General features: G+C 66.8%; 11 protein-coding genes. 3 read left to right on the forward strand and 8 right to left on the reverse strand.

The annotated features are described in order from the left end of the window. Nucleotides 1–120: 120 nt before the first annotated feature. From KF745_04155 to KF745_04175, 5 genes are read right to left on the reverse strand one after another with little or no spacing between them, the layout of a single operon-like run. Nucleotides 121–4,047, reverse strand: a complete 3,927-nt coding sequence (locus KF745_04155; GenBank protein ID MBX3357601.1) for an AAA family ATPase — start codon at nucleotides 4,045–4,047, stop codon at nucleotides 121–123. A gap of 31 nt (nucleotides 4,048–4,078) precedes the next feature. Next, entirely contained in the window at nucleotides 4,079–4,291 is a 213-nt protein-coding gene (locus KF745_04160; GenBank protein MBX3357602.1) for a hypothetical protein, read from the reverse strand. Nucleotides 4,292–4,313: 22 nt separating this feature from the next. Next, the gene (locus tag KF745_04165) at nucleotides 4,314–5,300 is read right to left on the reverse strand and encodes a hypothetical protein (GenBank protein ID MBX3357603.1); all 987 of its coding nucleotides are present in this window, start codon (nucleotides 5,298–5,300) and stop codon (nucleotides 4,314–4,316) included. Between the two features lie 19 nt (nucleotides 5,301–5,319). Further along, entirely contained in the window at nucleotides 5,320–5,592 is a 273-nt protein-coding gene (locus KF745_04170) for a WXG100 family type VII secretion target (GenBank protein MBX3357604.1), read from the reverse strand. Between the two features lie 14 nt (nucleotides 5,593–5,606). Continuing rightward, nucleotides 5,607–8,138: a hypothetical protein gene (locus KF745_04175; GenBank protein ID MBX3357605.1), complete on the reverse strand. Its 2,532-nt coding sequence runs from the start codon at nucleotides 8,136–8,138 to the stop codon at nucleotides 5,607–5,609. Nucleotides 8,139–8,248: 110 nt separating this feature from the next. Here KF745_04175 and KF745_04180 point away from each other — a divergent pair, with 110 nt between their 5' ends. Together KF745_04180 and KF745_04185 are read left to right on the forward strand one after the other, a co-directional pair. Beyond that, complete coding sequence (locus KF745_04180) at nucleotides 8,249–10,345, forward strand: DUF5110 domain-containing protein (protein ID MBX3357606.1); 2,097 nt, start codon at nucleotides 8,249–8,251, stop codon at nucleotides 10,343–10,345. 119 nt (nucleotides 10,346–10,464) lie between these two features. Next, nucleotides 10,465–13,221 carry a hypothetical protein gene (locus KF745_04185; GenBank protein MBX3357607.1) on the forward strand — a complete coding sequence of 919 codons (2,757 nt, stop codon included), beginning with the start codon at nucleotides 10,465–10,467 and terminating at the stop codon, nucleotides 13,219–13,221. Nucleotides 13,222–13,312: 91 nt separating this feature from the next. Here the strand turns inward: KF745_04185 and KF745_04190 are convergent, their stop codons facing one another. Continuing rightward, nucleotides 13,313–14,092, reverse strand: a complete 780-nt coding sequence (locus KF745_04190) for a hypothetical protein (GenBank protein MBX3357608.1) — start codon at nucleotides 14,090–14,092, stop codon at nucleotides 13,313–13,315. Nucleotides 14,093–14,364: 272 nt separating this feature from the next. Between KF745_04190 and KF745_04195 the strand changes: the two genes are divergently transcribed. Continuing rightward, nucleotides 14,365–15,675 carry a hypothetical protein gene (locus KF745_04195; GenBank protein MBX3357609.1) on the forward strand — a complete coding sequence of 437 codons (1,311 nt, stop codon included), beginning with the start codon at nucleotides 14,365–14,367 and terminating at the stop codon, nucleotides 15,673–15,675. 3 nt (nucleotides 15,676–15,678) lie between these two features. Here KF745_04195 and KF745_04200 read toward each other — a convergent pair whose 3' ends face one another. Together KF745_04200 and KF745_04205 are read right to left on the reverse strand one after the other, a co-directional pair. Beyond that, nucleotides 15,679–17,310, reverse strand: coding sequence for a sugar ABC transporter ATP-binding protein (locus KF745_04200; protein MBX3357610.1), 1,632 nt, complete (start codon nucleotides 17,308–17,310; stop codon nucleotides 15,679–15,681). 46 nt (nucleotides 17,311–17,356) lie between these two features. Further along, nucleotides 17,357–18,364 (reverse strand): substrate-binding domain-containing protein, encoded by a 1,008-nt coding sequence (locus KF745_04205; protein ID MBX3357611.1) that lies wholly within the window; start codon nucleotides 18,362–18,364, stop codon nucleotides 17,357–17,359. Between the last annotated feature and the right edge of the window lie 45 nt (nucleotides 18,365–18,409).

The following is an 18,409-nucleotide window of genomic DNA, read 5'->3' on the forward strand; positions in this document are numbered from 1 at the left end:
GGCCCCAGTTTGGGGCGTGCATAGGAATCTCGGCCGACGGGCGGCCGAAGGGCCACAAGTAAAGCACGGGTGCCCGGAACGATCAAGTCCACGACCCGAACGCCGCCCGGAACGCACCGACTATCGTGGCGCCGCCGCGCCGGCCCCCCCCGCTGCCCCCTCCGCGAGCCTGCGGGCAACCTCGGCAATAAACCCATCCGAGGGCATCGCATACGGCCGGAACTTCTCGGTCAGGCCCTGTTCCTCATTGAAATACAACGCACGGTGCTGTCCCAGGACGCTTGCCGCGGGGCTGTCGATCAGGCTGCTCGAGTCCGATGCACTCATCTGGAACGCAACCCGATGGTCAAACCCGCGGATCGCCTGCCGGTCCAAGGTCCGGTTGAGCGTTGCCACCGTGTCGCACCAGACGATTGCGTGGATGCCCACGGAGGGGCCCTCCCGAAGGATCGCAGCAAAGTGCTTGTCCGCAGTCGCCTCGCCGCTGGAATCGCTCGAGAAGTCAAACTCGTTTTCCGGGCGACGCAGCGCCCGGTACCGCTGCAGCCCAAGGACCAGGAGGTACACCGGCGGATACCCCAGCCGATCCTCATCCTGCCGTCGAGCCAACTCCGCGGCCAGCGAAAGGACGGCGCCAGGCGTGTCCTTGTACTCCACGACGTCGGACCGAATCCCAAGCCTTTGGGCGACCCCGGCGATCAGCCCCGCCGAGGCCGAGTCCGGCGTGCTGCCATCAAACACCACAAATCTCGCGGCTGCGCCGGTCCCATCCACGACGCCAAGCCCGTGCTGCGCGGCGAGCCCCACCATGGCTGATGCGAGCATGGCGACCGCCGCTTCATCGCGCTGCCCGACGATCAGCACATTGCCCCCCTCCTGCCGTCGAAGGACCGGACCCGTCGGATCCTTGATCGCAATCGGCTCACCCAGCCAGGCAACCGCACCCGACGCCGCCGCGCTCCCCTTGGCGGCCAGCGCGGCATCGAGCGCCCGATTCCTCGATATGTCGGCGGGAGCGTGACCCTCGAACACGATCATGCTGCCGGGACGGTGGCCCTGGTTCTCCCACCGGCGCCGCACGGCCTCGAGCCGAATCTCCCGCTCCTGGTCTTCCAGCCACGAGATCTGGAACGGGCTGTTTCCCTGCACCGCGCCGCTCGCGTCGTTGTAGATCGCCTCACCGGGACGCGTGAGCAGCCTCGCCGCCGAGTTGTCGTCGCTGAGGATCAGGTAGGAGTCCGCCTCGCTGCACTGCAGCGCGATGCGCACCGCCATCTGCCCCATCGTGCTTCGGGCAAGGCTGAAAGCACCGCCCAGCGTCTGCGATCCGAGCACCACGTGCATCCCGAACGCGCGGCCCTGACGCACGAGGCGATCCAGCAGCAGGGCCGCTTCCTGGCCCAGCTTGTCGTCTTCGACAAACATCTCCTGGAACTCGTCAACGATGAGCAGGATCCGTGCCAGCTTGCGCCCCGAAACCTCCCGATACCCGGCAACATCCTGGACGATCAGTTCACGGAACATCTCGCCGCGTCGCTTCATCTCCGCGTCAAGTCGGCGGAGAACGCTGATGCCGAACTCCCGTTCGCTCTCGATCGCCACCACACGTGCGTGGGGCAACTCAAGCCTCGCGTACGTCTTGAACTCAACTCCCTTCTTGAAGTCGACAAGGTACAGCTCGACCTCGTCGGGGCTGTACCACAGCGCGAGGTTGGTGATCAGCACGTGCAGCAGGGTCGACTTGCCGGACCCCGTGCGGCCCGCGATGAGCGCGTGCTGCGCCGTGCCCCGGCCCAGTGTGATGTACTGGAGCTTGGTCGCCCCTGCCCGCCCAAGAGGGATCCGTACCTCGTCGGCGGTAGAGAGCGGCCAGAGTTGCTCCGGCGGAGCCACGTGCTTGAACGGCACCTGCACCCGCCCCGCGTCCTTCGATCGACTCCCCACTGCATGAACCACCCGCGTGAACTCGTTCGTCGCGGCGGGCGCATCCAGCGCCAGCGGAAGGTCTGCAAAGTCGGGATCCTCCAACACCATTGTCCCCCGCTTCCACACGACGCGCACGCACGCCCGCTCGAGGTCCGCGATCGGCAGACCCGGGGGTGCGGGCCGACGCGTGTCCATCGCGATCAACGCGTGGACGCCGCACCGGGGACCGCTCGTGATGATGCTCGCCAGGCGCTTGGCGGCGGCCTCGTCGAAGCTCACCGGATAGTCCGCGATCACGAGGAACCGGAACGGCTCAGCGACCTCGCCCGCGTGCCGGTTGTACTCGTCGATGCTCGCGAACTCGTTGCGGAGATACTTCTGGATCACCGTTTCCATGTGCTCGGTCAGATCGGCAAGCCTCGCTTCGATGTGACGCGGCTCGGTCCAGATTCGGTCCGAAACCAGCAGCGGCTCGAAGTCCGCCAAGTGCATGAACCCGGCGAAACTCTCGCCAAGGCCGACCGGATCGATGATCGTGAACCTCACCTTCCCCGGGGGGAACGTCGCCAGCAACCGCAGCATCGTCGCCTGCAGCGTGCCGATCGCCTCCGCTCGCCCCTCGCCCCCGGTGCGGATCAGCAGCGACCCGCGTTCCGGAAGTTCGAGCAACACGGGCAGCGCGAAGTTCGCCGGCCCCGCAAGATCAAGCCGGAGATCGCCGGGTACCCCCCCCGGCATCGCGGTCAAGTCTATCTGCACCGATCCGATCCTCGCGAGGCGCTCCCCAACCTCGGTCGTTGAGTAGTCATCACTCAACACCTCCGACCACGCCGGGGCGCTTCGTCGCTCGGCTCGCCCAACCTTCTCGAGATCGGCCCTGATGCTCGCTATCCGAGTCCGCCAATCCGCCTCCAAAGCGGCCCATCCCTCGACCTCCGCCGCGCGTGCCTGCTCACGCCGCGCGCCGGCCGTCGCCCGCACTCGCGCGGTGACCTCGGCGTGCGTTTGCTCCGCAAGCCGAATCGCCAGTTCACCCTTCTCCTGAGCGGCGGCCACCTCCGCATCCCGCTCCGCCGTGATCGCCTCCTCCGCCGCGAGGTGTCTCGCACGGATCTCCGCGATCCGCTCCGCCGAGACCCTCCGGACTTCAACGGCAGCGAGTTCGTGCTTCTCGCGAGCCGATCGGATCTCCCGATCGCGCGGCTCCCGCAACGCCGCCTCCTCCTGCTGCCGCGCCCGCATCGCCTGCTCGACCGCTATCGGGGCCAATCGCCGGATCCGCGCAACAGAACCAGCAATCCGGCCCGCCGCTCGCGCGACCTGCCTCGACGCCACGCGGCTGAGCAGCACAAGGAGCCCGGCGATCAGGAGCGTCGCGCCGGATCCCGCGGCCCCAATTACTGCCGGCGTCGCGCCCTTGAGGTAGACCCAGGTCAGGGCCGCGCCGCCTGCCGCGGCCCCCAGCACATACACGACCAGGAGCGGCGTGATCGTCATGCGCGCCAGCACGAGCGAATCAAGCCGCCGAAACCCATACTGGGCCGCCTCGACCTCCCGTTGAATCGCGTCGACAGCGTCCCCCGCTTGGTCCAGTTCCCCCGTCGGAGCCACCAGCAGGCGGTCGGGTCGGCGTCCTAGTCGGGCAAGCGATTCCGCGGCGCTCCGCTCAACCACCAGGGCATCAGCCACCGCCTGATCGATCACTTTGCGCGACTGCTCGAACTTCTCGCGGGGCTTGTGCGCGTGCGGCTCGTACAGCGTTTCGGCCATCCAGGTCGATTCCTGCAGCCGCTTCTCCGCCCGTGATCGCTCGTGGTCGGCCCGCTCGGTGATGTCAGCAACCGCAGCGTCCCGACTCCGGTCGTTCGCCGCGAGCGCCGCGGCCGCGCGCCGCTGCACCTCGTCGGCCCGCCTTGACGCCTCGTCACCGGCCGCCAGTCGTACCTGGGAGGCCTCCTCGTCCGCCTGCTCGAGCTCGCGCCGAAGCTGGGCCTCGGCTCCAGCTGTTCCGGCTTCGGCTTCGCTCTCGATCGCCGCCTGCCGCTCGGCGCGCTCGCGCAGCAGCGCTCGAAGGTCACCGAGCACGCGACGCTCCAGACTGGTCAGGGGTCCATCGGGCATACGGGCAACTGTTGGCAGCCTACCACCACGCTCACTCGCAATCACGTCGGCTCTGGGCAATCACTTCGGCCAGTCGGTTCATCGCGGCCATCGCTCCTCGAACCTTGGAATCCAGTTGCTGCAGGTAGTCCTCTTCAAACTTGGCCCGCGCCGCATCGTCCCACTGGTCCTTGACCTGGGCCCAGGCGAACTTCAGTTCCTTGAGCCCGTCCCTCAACCTGACCTGCGCCACACTCACGCTCATCGTCCGCTCCCGCAAGCCATGACTACCGCCCCGCAAGAAGATCCCTGTTGTGAACGTCCAGCACCGCGGCGACCCCCCCGGATACCACGACGCACACCCATCCCTCGGGCAGTTCCAGAACTTCGCTGCTGCGTGGTACAAGACGCACCAGATCGCCGAGTGTGATGGTCTCGTACACGCCCGCCTCCGAATCGGCCACCATCGAGCCGACAAACCACCCGCTGTCCTCCGGACACGCCGGGCACCGACGCTCGAAGTACACGTCCCTCCCGTCGAGACTCCCCGCACTGACCACAGCAAGCAGCCCCGGCTGGATCGCTTCACCCCCGAGTCCCAGCCTCGCGAGCAGCCCCCCCTCAATCGCATCGATTACCAGGGCAATCCTCCCGACAACGCCCGCCTCTCCCGACTTGACCGCACGCATCCGTGCCTCGTCGCTCGGGGTCCGCCGACGGAGCCTCGCATGGTCACTGGCTTGGACCCCTTGCCCACCGGATTCGGTGCTGGCCGCGGCTGTTCCGCCCGTCCCCTTCGAAACCATCGCATAAGCCTGCAGATGCTCGATCATCTTTCCCAGACGGCTCATCGCTCCCGGCATCTCGCGGGCGACCACATCCTGCATGGTCTGGCTGGCGCCACGGTACAGCGCGAACTCGCGGTCGAGCACTCGAGCCCACTTCTTCACCGCCTCGACCTTGCGCTCGGCCTCCTCCAAGCCACGTTTGGCCGCATCGAGAGCATCCCGCTCCTCGAATGCCCTCGCTCGCTCCGGTAGCGCCGTCAGTTCCTTCCGGTACACCGCGCTCTTGGCCTGCGCCACCCGTTCCTGCCGCTTCCGAACCTCCCGCTGCCAATGGGCCAACTGCTCGTGAGTAAGCCATTGCATTGCCCGCTCGGCTTCCGAATCGCACTCCGCGAGCGCCGCCGAGGCCGCTTCGCCGAACTTGGACACGGCGCTCCGGAAGCGGTCCAGCGCCTCGACCGACATGACCCGTGCACCGCCCGCCATCCGCCGCGTCTCCCGTGTTCTACCGCTGGTGCAGGTACTCCTCGATCTTCTCGGCCTTCTTCAACAAGAACGGGATGTGCTGCGCCGACAGATCGACAAACCGCCCAAGCACCCGCATCGTCTGGTCGAACTCCTCCGCGAACTTCTGCTGCTCCTGGTCCCTCCAGGTTTGGCCCAGCGTGGTCAGACGCCCCTGCAGAACGCCCATCTGGTTCTGCAGGTTCGCATTGAATCGCTTGAGATCCTGCGCAAACCGCCTGAGTTCTTCCGGATCGACGATCGCCTTGCTCATGGCCAACCCTCCAATCAGCATCCGCCCGTGAGCGCCGACAACCAGCTATTCACCATCCCGGCAACGTCCGAGGGCGTCACCGCGCCGTCCCCATCGAAGTCCGCGGCGAGCCCCCCCGATCCCACACCCGACGACCACTCATTGATAAACGCCGCCAGATCACCGGGCGTGATCTGTCCGTCGAGATCCCAGTCGGCCGGTCGACCGATCGGAACGACAGCGAACTGATTCCCGGGCCTGATCGTCATGTCCGGTGAGGTTCCCAGGGAGCCCGTGCCGAACAGCACCCCGGGCAGCCACTGGTTCGAGACCTCACCACTCCCCCGAACCAGCATCGCCGCGATCCCCAGATCCCGGCAGGGGGATCCAGCGAAGCCCAGCTCCGCCTTGCTGATGAACACCTCGAACCCGGTCGTTGCTCCCGCCGCATCGGCCACCGACACCCTGGTCACGCCCGAGCTATTGGAGTTGTCGCACGCCACCTTGAGCCCGTTCGGGTTGCTGCCTCCGGACAGCACCCCGAGCCCGGAGTTCACCAAGCCCGCCCCGCGGTACGTCTTGGTGGCCGCGCCGCCCGCGGGGAGAACAAGGCCGTCGACAAAGATCGAGCCGCCGAAGGTGTTGATGTACCACATCCGGTCCGGCCGGAATCCGGCATCCAATCGAGTCCCGGTCAACTGCTGCAATCCGGCGGGCGGCGAAGGCAGCGGCGTGTTCAGCACATCCTGGCCAGCCGGTCCGCCCACGTCCGTATCGATCATGATCGCGATCGACGTCCCATCAATCGCGAGGTTGCCCGCCACCCCAACCACTACACCGCCGGCGACGGGCCTGACATACAGCGCATCCAACTCGGAGACATTGTCACCGAGCCCCGTCGCGCACGTCTGCACCGCCACCCGCGCCGAAGCGCCAAGATCGGCCGGGATGTTCCTCCCATCCGTCCTCTGCTCGGGGGCCGGTGGGAGCACGTCAGCCGCGAGAACCACATACCCGTATCCGGGCACCGTCACCGAATACGCGCCCTGATTGGCCGAGGTCACCGGCGGCAGGACCGATCCGGTGATCGCGTTCGTCACCGTCGCACTTCCGCCCGCAATCCGGAAGCCCGCCATGTTCAGGCTCGTCACCTGTGCGGACCCCGCGAGGTTGATCGCCACGATCACGTTCTGCAACGCATGCGACTTGTGGAACGCCCACACGCGGGAGCTCGTGCTGACAATCGGCGTGTACTCGCCGCGGCGGAGCGCGATGTTCGCGCGCCGGGCCGCGATCAGCGTGCGATACGTCTCCAGCAACGACCCCGAGATTCCGGACTGTTCCTCGACGCTCCGCCCGTCGTTATCCTGCGAGAATCGCCCGTTGTACGCACCGCTGTTGAGCACCCAGTAGTTCGACATCGGCGGTCCAGCCAGCCGGTTCCACTTGAACGGCTCCCGCATCGGGATGTCGTCCGCATCCGATCCGTAACTCTGCTTCGTCCCCAGCATGCCGATCTCGTCGCCGTAATAGATGATCGGTGTCAGCGGCTGCAGAAGCAGGACGGCCGCGGCGGCCTTCGCCTTGTTCATGCTCCCGCCGATCTCGCTTGTCAGCCGGTTCACATCGTGGTCGTTCACGATCGCCAGCGACGTCCGGCCCGCCGGGATCGCGGCGAGCGTCGCCCGCATCGACGAGTACAGACCCGCCGCCGTCTCGCTGTTCACCGCGTCCCGCGCTGCGAACTCGAACGGCTTCGTAAACGCTGCATCCATTGCCGGCAGCAGATCAGTCCCGTAATTCCCCCAGTCCCCCTGCTCCGCGAAGTTGAATACGGTGGGCTTGAGCTGCTTCAGGCTGCCCGTCCATTGCTCCCAGAACTCGATGTTGGCGCCCCACCCGTTCGGGCCGTCGGGCGACTGTGCATACGCGTGGTCAAGCCGGTACCCGTCGATCCCGTCCGACGGGTTTCCATCCGAGTTGGGATCCAGCCAGTGCCGCGCCCAACCCGTCACCAGTCCCACCGGGCCGGGATTCGCCAGGTTCCAGTGGATGAAGCCGACACTCTGCCCGTTCCACGTGGAATAGATGCTCCCCGTGTACTGCGTGTTGCTGCCGTTGGTAAACCCGAGCCACAGGTCGTACGGGCTCGACGGGTTGGACCGTGCTGACTGGTACCACGTTGACGTATGGCTGATCCCGTACGCCACAAAGTCGACGAACACCTTGATCCCACGCGCATGCGCCTGGCCCACAAAGTTCACGAACTGCGCCTCGGTCCCGAACCGTGGGTTGACCTGATCCGCCGCGCCGTGCTGGTAGCCGTGGTACGCATTCGTCGGGAAGATCGGGTTGATCCACACCGCGGTTACCCCCAATGACTGCAGGTAGTCCAGCGAGGCGGTCATCCCACCAAAGTCGCCGAATCGCTGGGCATCACCGTCCGAATCGCGCCACGCGATGGGCATGAAGTGGTAGAAGACGTCGTCCCGACAGTCAGGGTCCGTGAGCGACTGTCCACTCGCCGCTCCTGCTGCCGCCGACACCACCACAACGCTCCAACGCATCAAGCCCATGATTCTCCCTTCGTTCAAGCATCCCCGCCGGTTTGAATATACTCCCGCGGTCCGCGTTGTCCCGTGAGCGGCGCCGTGTTCGACCAATTTGGAGCCCTTTGATGCCCTTGCCCCGGATCACCCTTGCCTGCCTGATCGCCATGCTGACGACCGCCGCTTCCGCCTCGCCACCTGTCGCCCAACACCTTGGCAACGGGGTGGTCCGCTTCCATCGGGACAGCGCCGCCGCGGCGGACGCACTTCCCTCGTTCGCCCTCGTCGTTGACCGGCCCTCCAAGGGCCCCGCCCCAGCCGACTTTCCCATCACGCCGGAATTCTCGACTTCGGCGGACGGCAAGCAATCGGCCGCCGTCTCGATTACCCCGGGCACCTCGCTCTACGGCACCGGCGAGGTCTTCGGCCCGCTGCTGCGAAACGGGAAGACCACCGTCTGCTGGAACACCGACGCCTACGGCTACGGGGACACCAATCCCTCCCTCTACCAGTCCCATCCATGGGTGCTCGCGGTCCGGCCCGATGGCACGGCGTTCGGCCTCCTGGCCGACACCACGTGGCGCTGCGAGATCGATCTCAAGGATGGCATCACCTTCACAGCCGACGGACCCGCCTTCCCCGTGATCGTCATCGATCGCCCCTCGCCCCAGGAGGTGCTCACCAGCCTCGCTTCGCTCATCGGCACCATCCCGATGCCGCCCAAGTGGGCCATCGGCTACCACCAGTGCCGCTACTCGTACAACCCCGACGCCCGGGTCCGCGAGATCGCAAACGGCTTCCGCGACCGCCAGATCCCCTGCGACGTCATCTGGTTCGACATCGACTACATGGACGGCTACCGAGTCTTCACCTTTGACAAGGTGCAGTTCCCCGACCCCAAGGGCCTCAACGCCGACCTCAAGGCGCAAGGCTTCCATTGCATCTGGATGATCGACCCCGGCATCAAGGCCGAACCCGGCTACCCGGTGTACGACACGCTGATGTCCGGCGACATGGCCGTCAGGACCGCCACGAACGAGGTCTACAAGGGTGAAGTCTGGCCCGGCTGGTGCGTCTTTCCGGACTACACCAGGCCGGATGCACAGGAGTGGTGGGCGACCCTCTACCAGGGCTTCATGGCCCAGGGTATCGACGGCGTGTGGAACGACATGAACGAGCCAGCCATCTTCAACGTCGCGTCCAAGACGATGCCCGAGGACAACCGCCACGCCGGCGGGATCCACCTCCCAACCGGCGTTGTCTCCGCCGGGCCGCATGCCCGCTTCCACAATGTCTACGGCATGCTCATGGCCAGAGGAACCTTCGACGGCATCACCGCCGCCGCTCCCAGCAAGCGACCGTTCGTCCTCACCCGCGCCGGCTACATCGGATCGCACCGCTACGCGGCGACCTGGACCGGCGACAACTCCGCCGAGTGGGACGATCTCGAAGCCTCAATCCCCATGGCGCTGAACCTAAGTCTCTCAGGCCAACCCTTCTGCGGCCCTGATATCGGCGGCTTCAACGGCAACGGCGACGCCAAGCTCTTTGCCCGATGGATGGGAATCGGAGCCTTGCTCCCCTTCTCCCGAGGCCACACCGGCAAGGGGAACATCAACAAGGAGCCCTGGGCCTTCGACGCCGCCACCGAGTCCACTTGCCGCCTCGCCCTGCAGCGCCGCTACCGCCTGATCCCCTATCTTTACACCCTCTTCCGCGAGGCATCGATCAGCGGCCTCCCCGTCGCTCGCCCGGTCTTCTTTGCCGACCCCACGGACCCGGCCCTGCGGTCCGAGGACGACGCCTTCCTGCTCGGCTCCGACCTCCTGGTCGTCGCGGCGACAACACCGCTGCGCGACCGCGTCCCCGCCCTCCCCAAGGGCGAATGGCGTTCCCTTTCCCTCGTCGATGGGGATTCCGCCGACCCGGACCTCCCGGCCCTCCGTGTCCGCTCCGGCGCCATCATCCCGGTCGGCCCGATCATCGAGTACACCTCCCAGAAGCCCCTTGACCCCCTCACCCTGATCGTGAGTCTTGACGCCGACGGCAAGGCCAGCGGGACCCTCTATGAAGATGCTGGCGATGGGTACGGATTTCAGACCGGCGACTACCTCCTGACCACCTTCGAGGCGACCACGGAAGGCGGGCAACTGGAGATCAAGGAGAGGCACGAAGGCAGGATGGCCAAGCCCAGCCGCAAGGTCGAAGTCATCCTGCTCAAGTAGCCCACTGGGGTCTTCCCCCGGTTCGCCCGGCTCCTTCGTCCACTCGCGCGTCACTCTGGCACGGTCTCATTCGTGACTTATGATCTTGCAGGAGACGCTCTTTCTGTGCGCGCCAGGAGATGCCGGTGATATCGGACCTGCTACACGCCGCCGGACAGCCCCTCGCCTGGCGTCGCTCGCTCGCCGCGGCTGTGCTTCTGGCCCTCCCCGCTGGCGCCCTGGCAGATGACAACCCGGTAATCCTGGAGTGGTTCGAGACCAGGTGGCAGACCATCGAAGCTCGGATGCCCGACTACTTCGTCTCGGGCTACGACGCCGTGTGGCTTCCCCCAGTGTCAAAAGCGTCCGATCCAACCAGCCCCGGCTACGACCCCTTTGACCGCTTCGACCTGGGCACACCCAACTCGCCCACGCTCTACGGCACCGAGGCGGACTTCCGGGCGATGATCGCCGAGTTCCATCGCGCCGGCGCTCAGGTGTACGTCGACTCGATCATGAACCACAACTCCGGCCGCACGTCCAACTCCGGCTTCATCGCCGCGGGAGCCTGGCCAGGGTTCTACCTGCCCGGAACCGGCCCGGATTTCTGGGGTGACTTTCACGACGGCACCCAGCAATCCGAGAACCCCGGCGGCGCCAACTACAGCCTCTGGAACGGCGATCTCGTGGGCCTGATCGATATCGCGCACGAGAAGAACTACCAGTACATCCGTCACCCGATCGCGGCCGACCCGCTCAACATCCCGGCGGGCACCGTATACAACCGCCCCAACGCGGCCAACACCCGCCTCTACCCCGACTTGCAACTGGTCCCCTCCCCGGGCATCCAGGACCCTGGCCTCCCAACCAACCAGTTCAGGAACCCCGCGACAAACCAGGTCCTCAACTTCACGGTCTTCAACACCGCCGACCCCGCGGCGGGCGACCCGGTCGCCGAAAACGCCGTCGGTCTGCTCATCCGCTGGACACAGTGGATGCTCGACGATCTGAAGGTCGACGGCTTCCGCCTTGACGCCGCCAAGCACATCCCGCCGTGGTTCTGGACCAACTACTGGGACAACGCTCCGTACAAGCGGCGTCTCACCCCCGGCGGGTCGCGTGCCACCGCGTTCTCATTTGTCGAGTCGGTCGAGAGCAACTCGTTCACGTACTCCAACTACATCCGCAAGGACGGCTTCGGCAACCGCGATGCCCTCGACCTCAACGGGGCAGGCGCCCTTCGCGACATTCACGGCGCCGGCGGCTTCGGGTCGTGGCAGAACGTGCTGAGCGCCTTCATCGACCTCACCGACGACGGCTTCCAGAACGGCTCGATCGGCATCACACACGTGTACTCGCACGACAACGGCTCGACGGCCGGCTCCCCCCCGCCGCTCCCCGGCCCCTCGTCGTACGCCCTCCCCGAGCACGCCTTGATCCTGACCCGCCCCGGGATCTCCATCGTCTACCACAACGGCCGCGAGTTCACGTCGATCCCCTCCCGCGGCTTCTGGCCCAAGGAGGGCAACCCCACCGCGCTCGGGTCCGATCCGAATCTCGTCCGGCTTGTGCAGGTCTCCAACGGGTACGCCCGGGGCGAGTACAACCCTCTCAACAGCACCGATCCGGTCAACTCGTCCCTTGCCGACGTCCTCGTGTTCGAGCGCCGCACCCCGCTGGGCGGCGGCGGTTACGCGGGCAACCTGCTGGTCGCGGTGAACGACCGCGCCGATGCCGGCGTGCAGCAGCGGAGCGTGCAGACATCGTTCCCGCCGGGCACCCGCCTCCACGAACTCACTGGAGCCTGGAACGACCCGGTCGTCAATCCAGCGGCCCAGATCCCCGAGCTGCTGGTAACCGATGCGAACCGCCGCGTGCTCATCACCGTCCCGAACAACACTTCGACCGCCGGCGCCCACTACCGCGGGTATGTCGCCTACGGCCCGTCGGCTCCCGCAGGAACCCTGACGATCCAGGGCGCCACGGCCGTGATCCCGCCGGATTCCGCCTCGGTCCCGTCGTACTCCCGGCGGCTTACGCCGGTCGACGTCGTCACCGGCCCGTCCTTCAGCATCCTGTTGTCAACGACCAAGGCCGACCCATCGGACCCCAACTGGGACGACAACGCCTTGTTCCGTATCGACGGCGGATACGCCGACTACAACGGCAACGGCCAGATCGACTTCGGCGAGGGCGCGGGTGTCGCCGCGGGCTACGAGCAGTTCCTGACTTTTAACCGACCGCTCTTCACCAACCCGACACTCCCCGGCGGCTCCTACATCCAGTCGATCAACGCGGCCGCTCTCGACGAGGGGATGCACTATCTCTCCGTCATCGCGTTCCGCCACCGCTCCGATGGCGGCGCCCCGATCTACACGGACTTCCGCAAGGCAATCTACATCGATCGCTCCCCCCCGCAGGTCTCCCTGGCCCTCCCCCCCGCGGGCGAACTGGCCTCAACAACTTACACATTCTCCGTCACCGCGGCCGACCGCGGCACCAACCGTGTCCACATCATCCTGGACCTGCCGCAGGGCAGCGACCCGTACCTTGCCGCGAACGCCGGCAACCAGGCCTCCCGCCCGGATCGGATGGAATACCGCCGCACGATCTCCGGCATGTCCCTGGGACCCCACACGGTGACGGTCGTTGCCTTCGAGCCCTCGGGCAACAAGTCGGCCCAGACCTACAACATCGACGTCGTCATCGGCAACCGCGACGTGAACCGCGATGGGTTCGTCACGATCGACGACATGTGGGACTTCTTCACGCTCACGTCGTACGTCCCGCAGGCGGACCTCGACGCCGACGGCGACAACGACTCTCGCGACCTTCGGTTCCTTGAGTTGTTCTTCCGCGCCTCCGAGGCCGCGAACATGGTCGGTGGTCAGCGGTAGGCCTCTGAAGTCATTTCCCCCCAGCGCAAAGAAAGAGGGTCGCACCCGAGAGCGCGACCCTCCATGCGTCCTGCGCGGTTTGGATCGAGGATTACCGCCGGCGGCGGGCGACGAGCAGACCGCCGAGGCCCAGCAGCGCGGCCGCACCCGGGGTCGGGACTGTCGTGAAGCGGTCGTACGCCGAGTAGCCGCTGGCCGGTGGCGGGTCGAAGCCGATGTTCGGACCGGCGTTGAACGCCTGGGCCGGGATCGACTCATTCGAGCCGTAGCCGGAATCAGCGATATACGCGACGAAGAAATCGATGTTGCCGCCGGGCAGCACGCCCAGCGTCGCCAGCGGGATCGCGTACTCGCGAACCGGCTGGGAGCCTCCGCCGTCAAAGGCCACGAAGTTCAGGTGGTTCGGCGTGTTGCCCGCGTTGAGTTCGAACATCACCGTGCCCCAGCTCGCAAAGACGAGCGAGAAGTCCGGGAGGATGCCCATGACATCATCGCCGCCGCCGTTGAGGTTCGACGAAGCGCGCCGGGCGCCGTCACCCTGATCGTCCATCTGGGCGTCGGTGAACCCACCCGCTCGGGTGTCGAGCATGATCGTGATCAGGTCGTTCATCGCACCGCCGGCATTGAACCCGATGTACAGGTTCGTCGCGTCGCTGTTCATGTACAGCGTGCCGCCGCCCACAGTACCGCCGAAACCGGACCCGCCGCCGGTGTACGAGTACGCGTTTCCGGGGCCGTACTCATTGGGGGAGATCACCTGGTCAACCGTCGCGCCGCCCGGAGTCGTATCAACCCGGGTGTCCACCAACTGAGCCATCGCGGGGCTTCCCGCGGCGACCAGCAACGCCAACACACACATTCCGCTTCTCATCTCATCGCTCCCGGCGCCGTCGTGCAGCGCGCTATTCAAAGGCCGCCGGGCATCTCCGGACGGCTGAACCACGGATCATCGCGCGGTGGGTCTCTCTCTCCACCGTCAGGGCTAAGAATACAGGAATCTTCGCCCCTTGCAACCCTTTTCAGTCTACCCCGTCCAGATTGGTAACCTCACTCTCGCCCAGCATGGGAAAATAGGCGATCTGGCTGCGCACTCCCCCGCCTCCACTGTCCGGTATCCTCGCGTTCCACCCACGGAGACCTCCGTTGCGACACTTCCTGTCCGCACTGTCCCTTTCGCTGGCACTCACCCTCTCGCCATCCCCCGGCCTGGCCACAGCGGGAGATTCCGGCCAGCCACGCATGGTCCAACCCGAGTCGCTGGAACAGGGATTCATCCTCGTCGTCACCGACAAGCCCAACATCGCCACCTCGGACGCCCCGATCTACATCGCGTCATCGCACAACGGCTGGAACCCGGGTGATCCGGCCCAGCGGTTGACTCCCCGCTCTGATCGCCGCTGGCAGATCGTCTTCCCCAAACCCGTGCTGGACTCCCGGATCGCGTTCAAGTTCACCCGCGGGTCGTGGGAGTCCGTAGAGACTGCCGCCGAGTTCAAGGACATCGAGAACCGGACCCTCCCCTTGATCGACGCCTCAACCCTTAAGCCCGGTGAGCCGCCGATCATCGAACTGACTGTCGAAGCCTGGCGGGATCAGCAGTCACCGGATGCATCCGCCCTCGCTGCGAACCCCTACCGTGAGATCAAGATCGCGCCGGGCGGGTCGCTCCGCCGGCTCGCCGTCGTCAGCGGAGGCGCGTCGGCCTCGCTCGCCCGCGATGCGCTGATCTGGCTCCCGCCCGGGTACAACGCCCCGGAGAACGCCTCGCGCCGATACCCCGTCCTGTACCTCCAGGACGGCCAGAACCTCTTTGAGAAGCTCCCGGCGGTCCCAGGCGAGTGGGAAGTCGATGAGACCGCCGCCCGCCTGATCGCCCAGAAGAAGATCGAGCCGCTGATCATCGTCGGCATCCCGCATGCCGGAACCGCCCGTGCCGTCGAGTACACGCCGGCCCCGGTCATCGACGGCGTCGAAGCCCGCGCCGACGCCTACCTCGAGTTCCTCACCCGCGAGGTCCTGCCACGCGTCAACCGGGCGTTCCGCACACAGACCGGTCCGGAGCACACGGGCATCGGCGGGTCATCCCTGGGCGGAACCTTCGCCGTATACGCCGCGCTCAAGCGTCCCGACCTCTTCGGCAAAGTCCTCGCCGAGAGCCCGGCGGTCCTGGACCGCAAGGGCGGCATGGTGATGCAGCTCTTCCGAGACTCCAGCCAGTGGCCCTCGCGCCTGTACATCGGGATGGGAGGCAAGGAGGCAGGCGATAACGTCGCCCCCAGCGCCAACGACGGGTACGTCAAGACTGCCCGTGACCTCGACCAACTCGCCAAGTCCAAGGGCGTGCCGGACACGGGCCGCCGACTGATCGTCGATCCCGATGCGACGCACACCGAATCGGCATGGGCCAAGCGGCTCCCCGCGGCGCTGGAGTTTTTGTTCCCCGCAAACCCCTGAGCATCACCGCGCAGCGGTCCCACGCGGCTGCTCCATCGTCGCCAGGCGGAGGATGTTGGCCTGCGTCATGTCCTCCCCCCGGAGTTCGCCGGTCAGCCGACCATCGCACAGGACAACAATGCGGTCTGACAAGGCAAGGAGTTCAGGCATCTCGCTCGACACGAGCAGAATGGCCGCCCCCTCCTCCGCTGCCTGCCGCACCAGCCTGTAGATCTCGATCTTGGTCCCGACGTCGATCCCGCGCGTCGGCTCATCCAGCAGCAGCACCCGCGTCCCCTTGCCCATCCAGCGGGCGATGAGGAGCTTCTGCTGGTTCCCACCGCTGAGTTCGCCCGGCCGGCTCCTGGGTGACGCCGCCTTCACACGGAGCGCCTCCAGCCGATCGGCCACGTGGACCCGCTCGGCGCTCAGGCTGCGGAATCCCAGCGCATGGGCGAGTCGCCCCATCACCGGCATGGTGATGTTCTCATCCGCCCCCAGCTCGAAGAACAGCCCCTGGAGCTTCCGATCCTCCGGGACATACCCGACACCCGCCCGGATCGCCGACCTGGGCGACGCCAGATCGATCTCCTGCCCGGCGACCCGCACCGTCCCCCTCGCCGCGTGGTCCAGCCCGAAGACCGCGTCCAGCAACTCGCTGCGCCCCGCCCCCACCAGCCCGCCGACCCCGACAATCTCCCCCGCCCGGACGTCCAGTGACACCCCGTGCAGTTTGCCCCGGGACTGGATCCGCCGAACTTCCAGCAACGGCGGCGACTGGCCCGGCGTGTGACCATCGGCGGCCGGCCCCAGCATCGCACGGCCGGCGGCCCGATCCGGATCCGCACCCGAATCCGCGCCGCCCCTCCGCACCGGCATTTCGATGCGCCGGCCGATCATCTGCTCGACCAGCGTCGCCTCGTCCAGCGAGCCCACATCGCTGGTCGCCACGTACCGCCCGTCGCGGAGCACCGTCACGCGGTCGCAGACCTCAAAGATCTCCGCCATCCGGTGCGAGACATACAGGATCGTGATCCCCTCCCTGGCCAGTTGGCGGACAATCTTCAGCAGCCGATCCACCTCGGCGATTGCCAGCGAACTGGTCGGTTCGTCAAAGACGATCACCCGCGCGCTCTCGGCCGTCTTCCCATCACCCCCGCCGGCCGCGGGGCCCCCGGTCCGGTCATCCAGGGAACTGGCGATCTGAACGATCTGCCGGTGACCCGGCGGCAGCGATCCCAGCGGAGCCTCGACGTCGATTGCCGGCTCCAGCCGCAGCAGCAGCCGCTCCGCCCGCGCGTTCATCGCGCGCCGGTCCACCAGCCCCAGCCGGCCCGTGGGCAAGTCGTGCAGGCACAGGTTCTCCGCTACGCTCAGGTTCGGGCACTGCGCCAGTTCCTGGTGCACGATCCGGACGCCGGCGCGGAACGCCTCGTCGATCGACCCCGGCCGCAGCGACCGCCCGCCGATCATCACCGTCCCGTCATCGGGCCGGTGCAGCCCGGCGATCACCTTCCCGAGCGTGCTCTTGCCCGCGCCGTTCTCTCCCATGAGCGCGTGGACCTCGCCGGCGCGGAACGACGCGGAGACATCGTCGAGCGCCACCGTGGGCCCGAACCGCTTCGTGATGTTGCGCACCACCAGCAGATCGCTCATGAGGCCGCCGCTCCTGGCGCCGCCGTGGCGCCACCGGGATCGCCCGTTACTTCTTCTTGCCCAGCCACTTGTCCCAGTTCTTGCCGTATTCGTCGGCGTTCGCGGCCGTCACGGGCACCAGGTCGGCCTTGACGATCGGGCTCGACGGCTCCTTCTTGTTCGCGATCTTGTCCATCAGCAGCTCGACCGATTCGTACCCCCACTCGTACACCTTCTGCCCCAGCAACACCTCGACGTCGCCGCTCTTGACGTACGCCAAGCACTGCGGGAGCGCATCGACGCTGACCACCTTCGCCTTGCCACGCACCTTGTCCAGCGCGTTCTCCGTGTACAGCGGCCAGCCGCCGACGAACGCCCACCCGGTGATCTGCGGGTTGGCCCCCTGCACCTGCTCGATCTTCGCCACCGCGTCCTGCGCCGTCTCCCCGTGGTAGTAGGTGTCCAGCACCTTGATATCCGGGAACTTCGCCATCCCCTCCTTCACGCCCTTTACGCGGGCCTGAAGGTTCGGCGCATTCTGGTTCCCCGCGAGGATCGCCACCACCCCCTTGCCGCCCATCGCCTTCGCGAGTTCCGCGGCCACCTGCCGGCCGCATGCCTCATCGTCCGTGCCGTAGTAGGCGAAACGCTTGCTCCGCGGCGCATCGCTGTCGAAGCACACCACGGGCACCCCCTTGTCGACCGCCGCGTCGATGGCCATCGTCGCGATGTTCGCATCCGAGCAGGAGATCGCCACCCCATCGACCCCGGACGCCACCAGTTGCTCCAGCTTCTCGGCCTGCTTCTGGCCGTCTTCGCTCACGGGCGTCTGCCAGTCGATCTTGATCGTGACTCCCATCTTCTCGCCCAACTCCCGGGCCGCGTCTTCGGCGCCCGTTCTGGCGGCGAGGAACACCGGGTTGCTCTGGCTCTTGGCGATCAGGCCGAGCACGTAGGTCTTTTTCTTCGGAGCGCTGCCCGGCTGGGCCGCCATGGCGCCCATCGCCACGAACGCCGCCGCCGCCACCGCCGCAAGCCCCGCCGCCAGCCCGCCTCGCCACAATGTCCGTGTCATGCCATGCTCCTCTATGGGTCCGGGTTCGCCGGCCCGCCAATTTCG

Source organism: Phycisphaeraceae bacterium (genome assembly GCA_019636655.1).
GTDB lineage: Bacteria > Planctomycetota > Phycisphaerae > Phycisphaerales > UBA1924 > JAHBXB01.

Bases quoted from the DNA above. Each gene is read 5' to 3' on its own strand.
- KF745_04155 (MBX3357601.1), bottom strand. From the start codon at position 4,047: ATGCCCGATGGACCCCTGACCAGTCTGGAGCGTCGCGTGCTCGGTGAC.
- KF745_04160 (MBX3357602.1), bottom strand. From the start codon at position 4,291: ATGAGCGTGAGTGTGGCGCAGGTCAGGTTGAGGGACGGGCTCAAGGAA.
- KF745_04165 (MBX3357603.1), bottom strand. From the start codon at position 5,300: ATGGCGGGCGGTGCACGGGTCATGTCGGTCGAGGCGCTGGACCGCTTC.
- KF745_04170 (MBX3357604.1), bottom strand. From the start codon at position 5,592: ATGAGCAAGGCGATCGTCGATCCGGAAGAACTCAGGCGGTTTGCGCAG.
- KF745_04175 (MBX3357605.1), bottom strand. From the start codon at position 8,138: ATGCGTTGGAGCGTTGTGGTGGTGTCGGCGGCAGCAGGAGCGGCGAGT.
- KF745_04180 (MBX3357606.1), top strand. From the start codon at position 8,249: ATGCCCTTGCCCCGGATCACCCTTGCCTGCCTGATCGCCATGCTGACG.
- KF745_04185 (MBX3357607.1), top strand. From the start codon at position 10,465: ATGCCGGTGATATCGGACCTGCTACACGCCGCCGGACAGCCCCTCGCC.
- KF745_04190 (MBX3357608.1), bottom strand. From the start codon at position 14,092: ATGAGAAGCGGAATGTGTGTGTTGGCGTTGCTGGTCGCCGCGGGAAGC.
- KF745_04200 (MBX3357610.1), bottom strand. From the start codon at position 17,310: ATGAGCGATCTGCTGGTGGTGCGCAACATCACGAAGCGGTTCGGGCCC.
- KF745_04205 (MBX3357611.1), bottom strand. From the start codon at position 18,364: ATGACACGGACATTGTGGCGAGGCGGGCTGGCGGCGGGGCTTGCGGCG.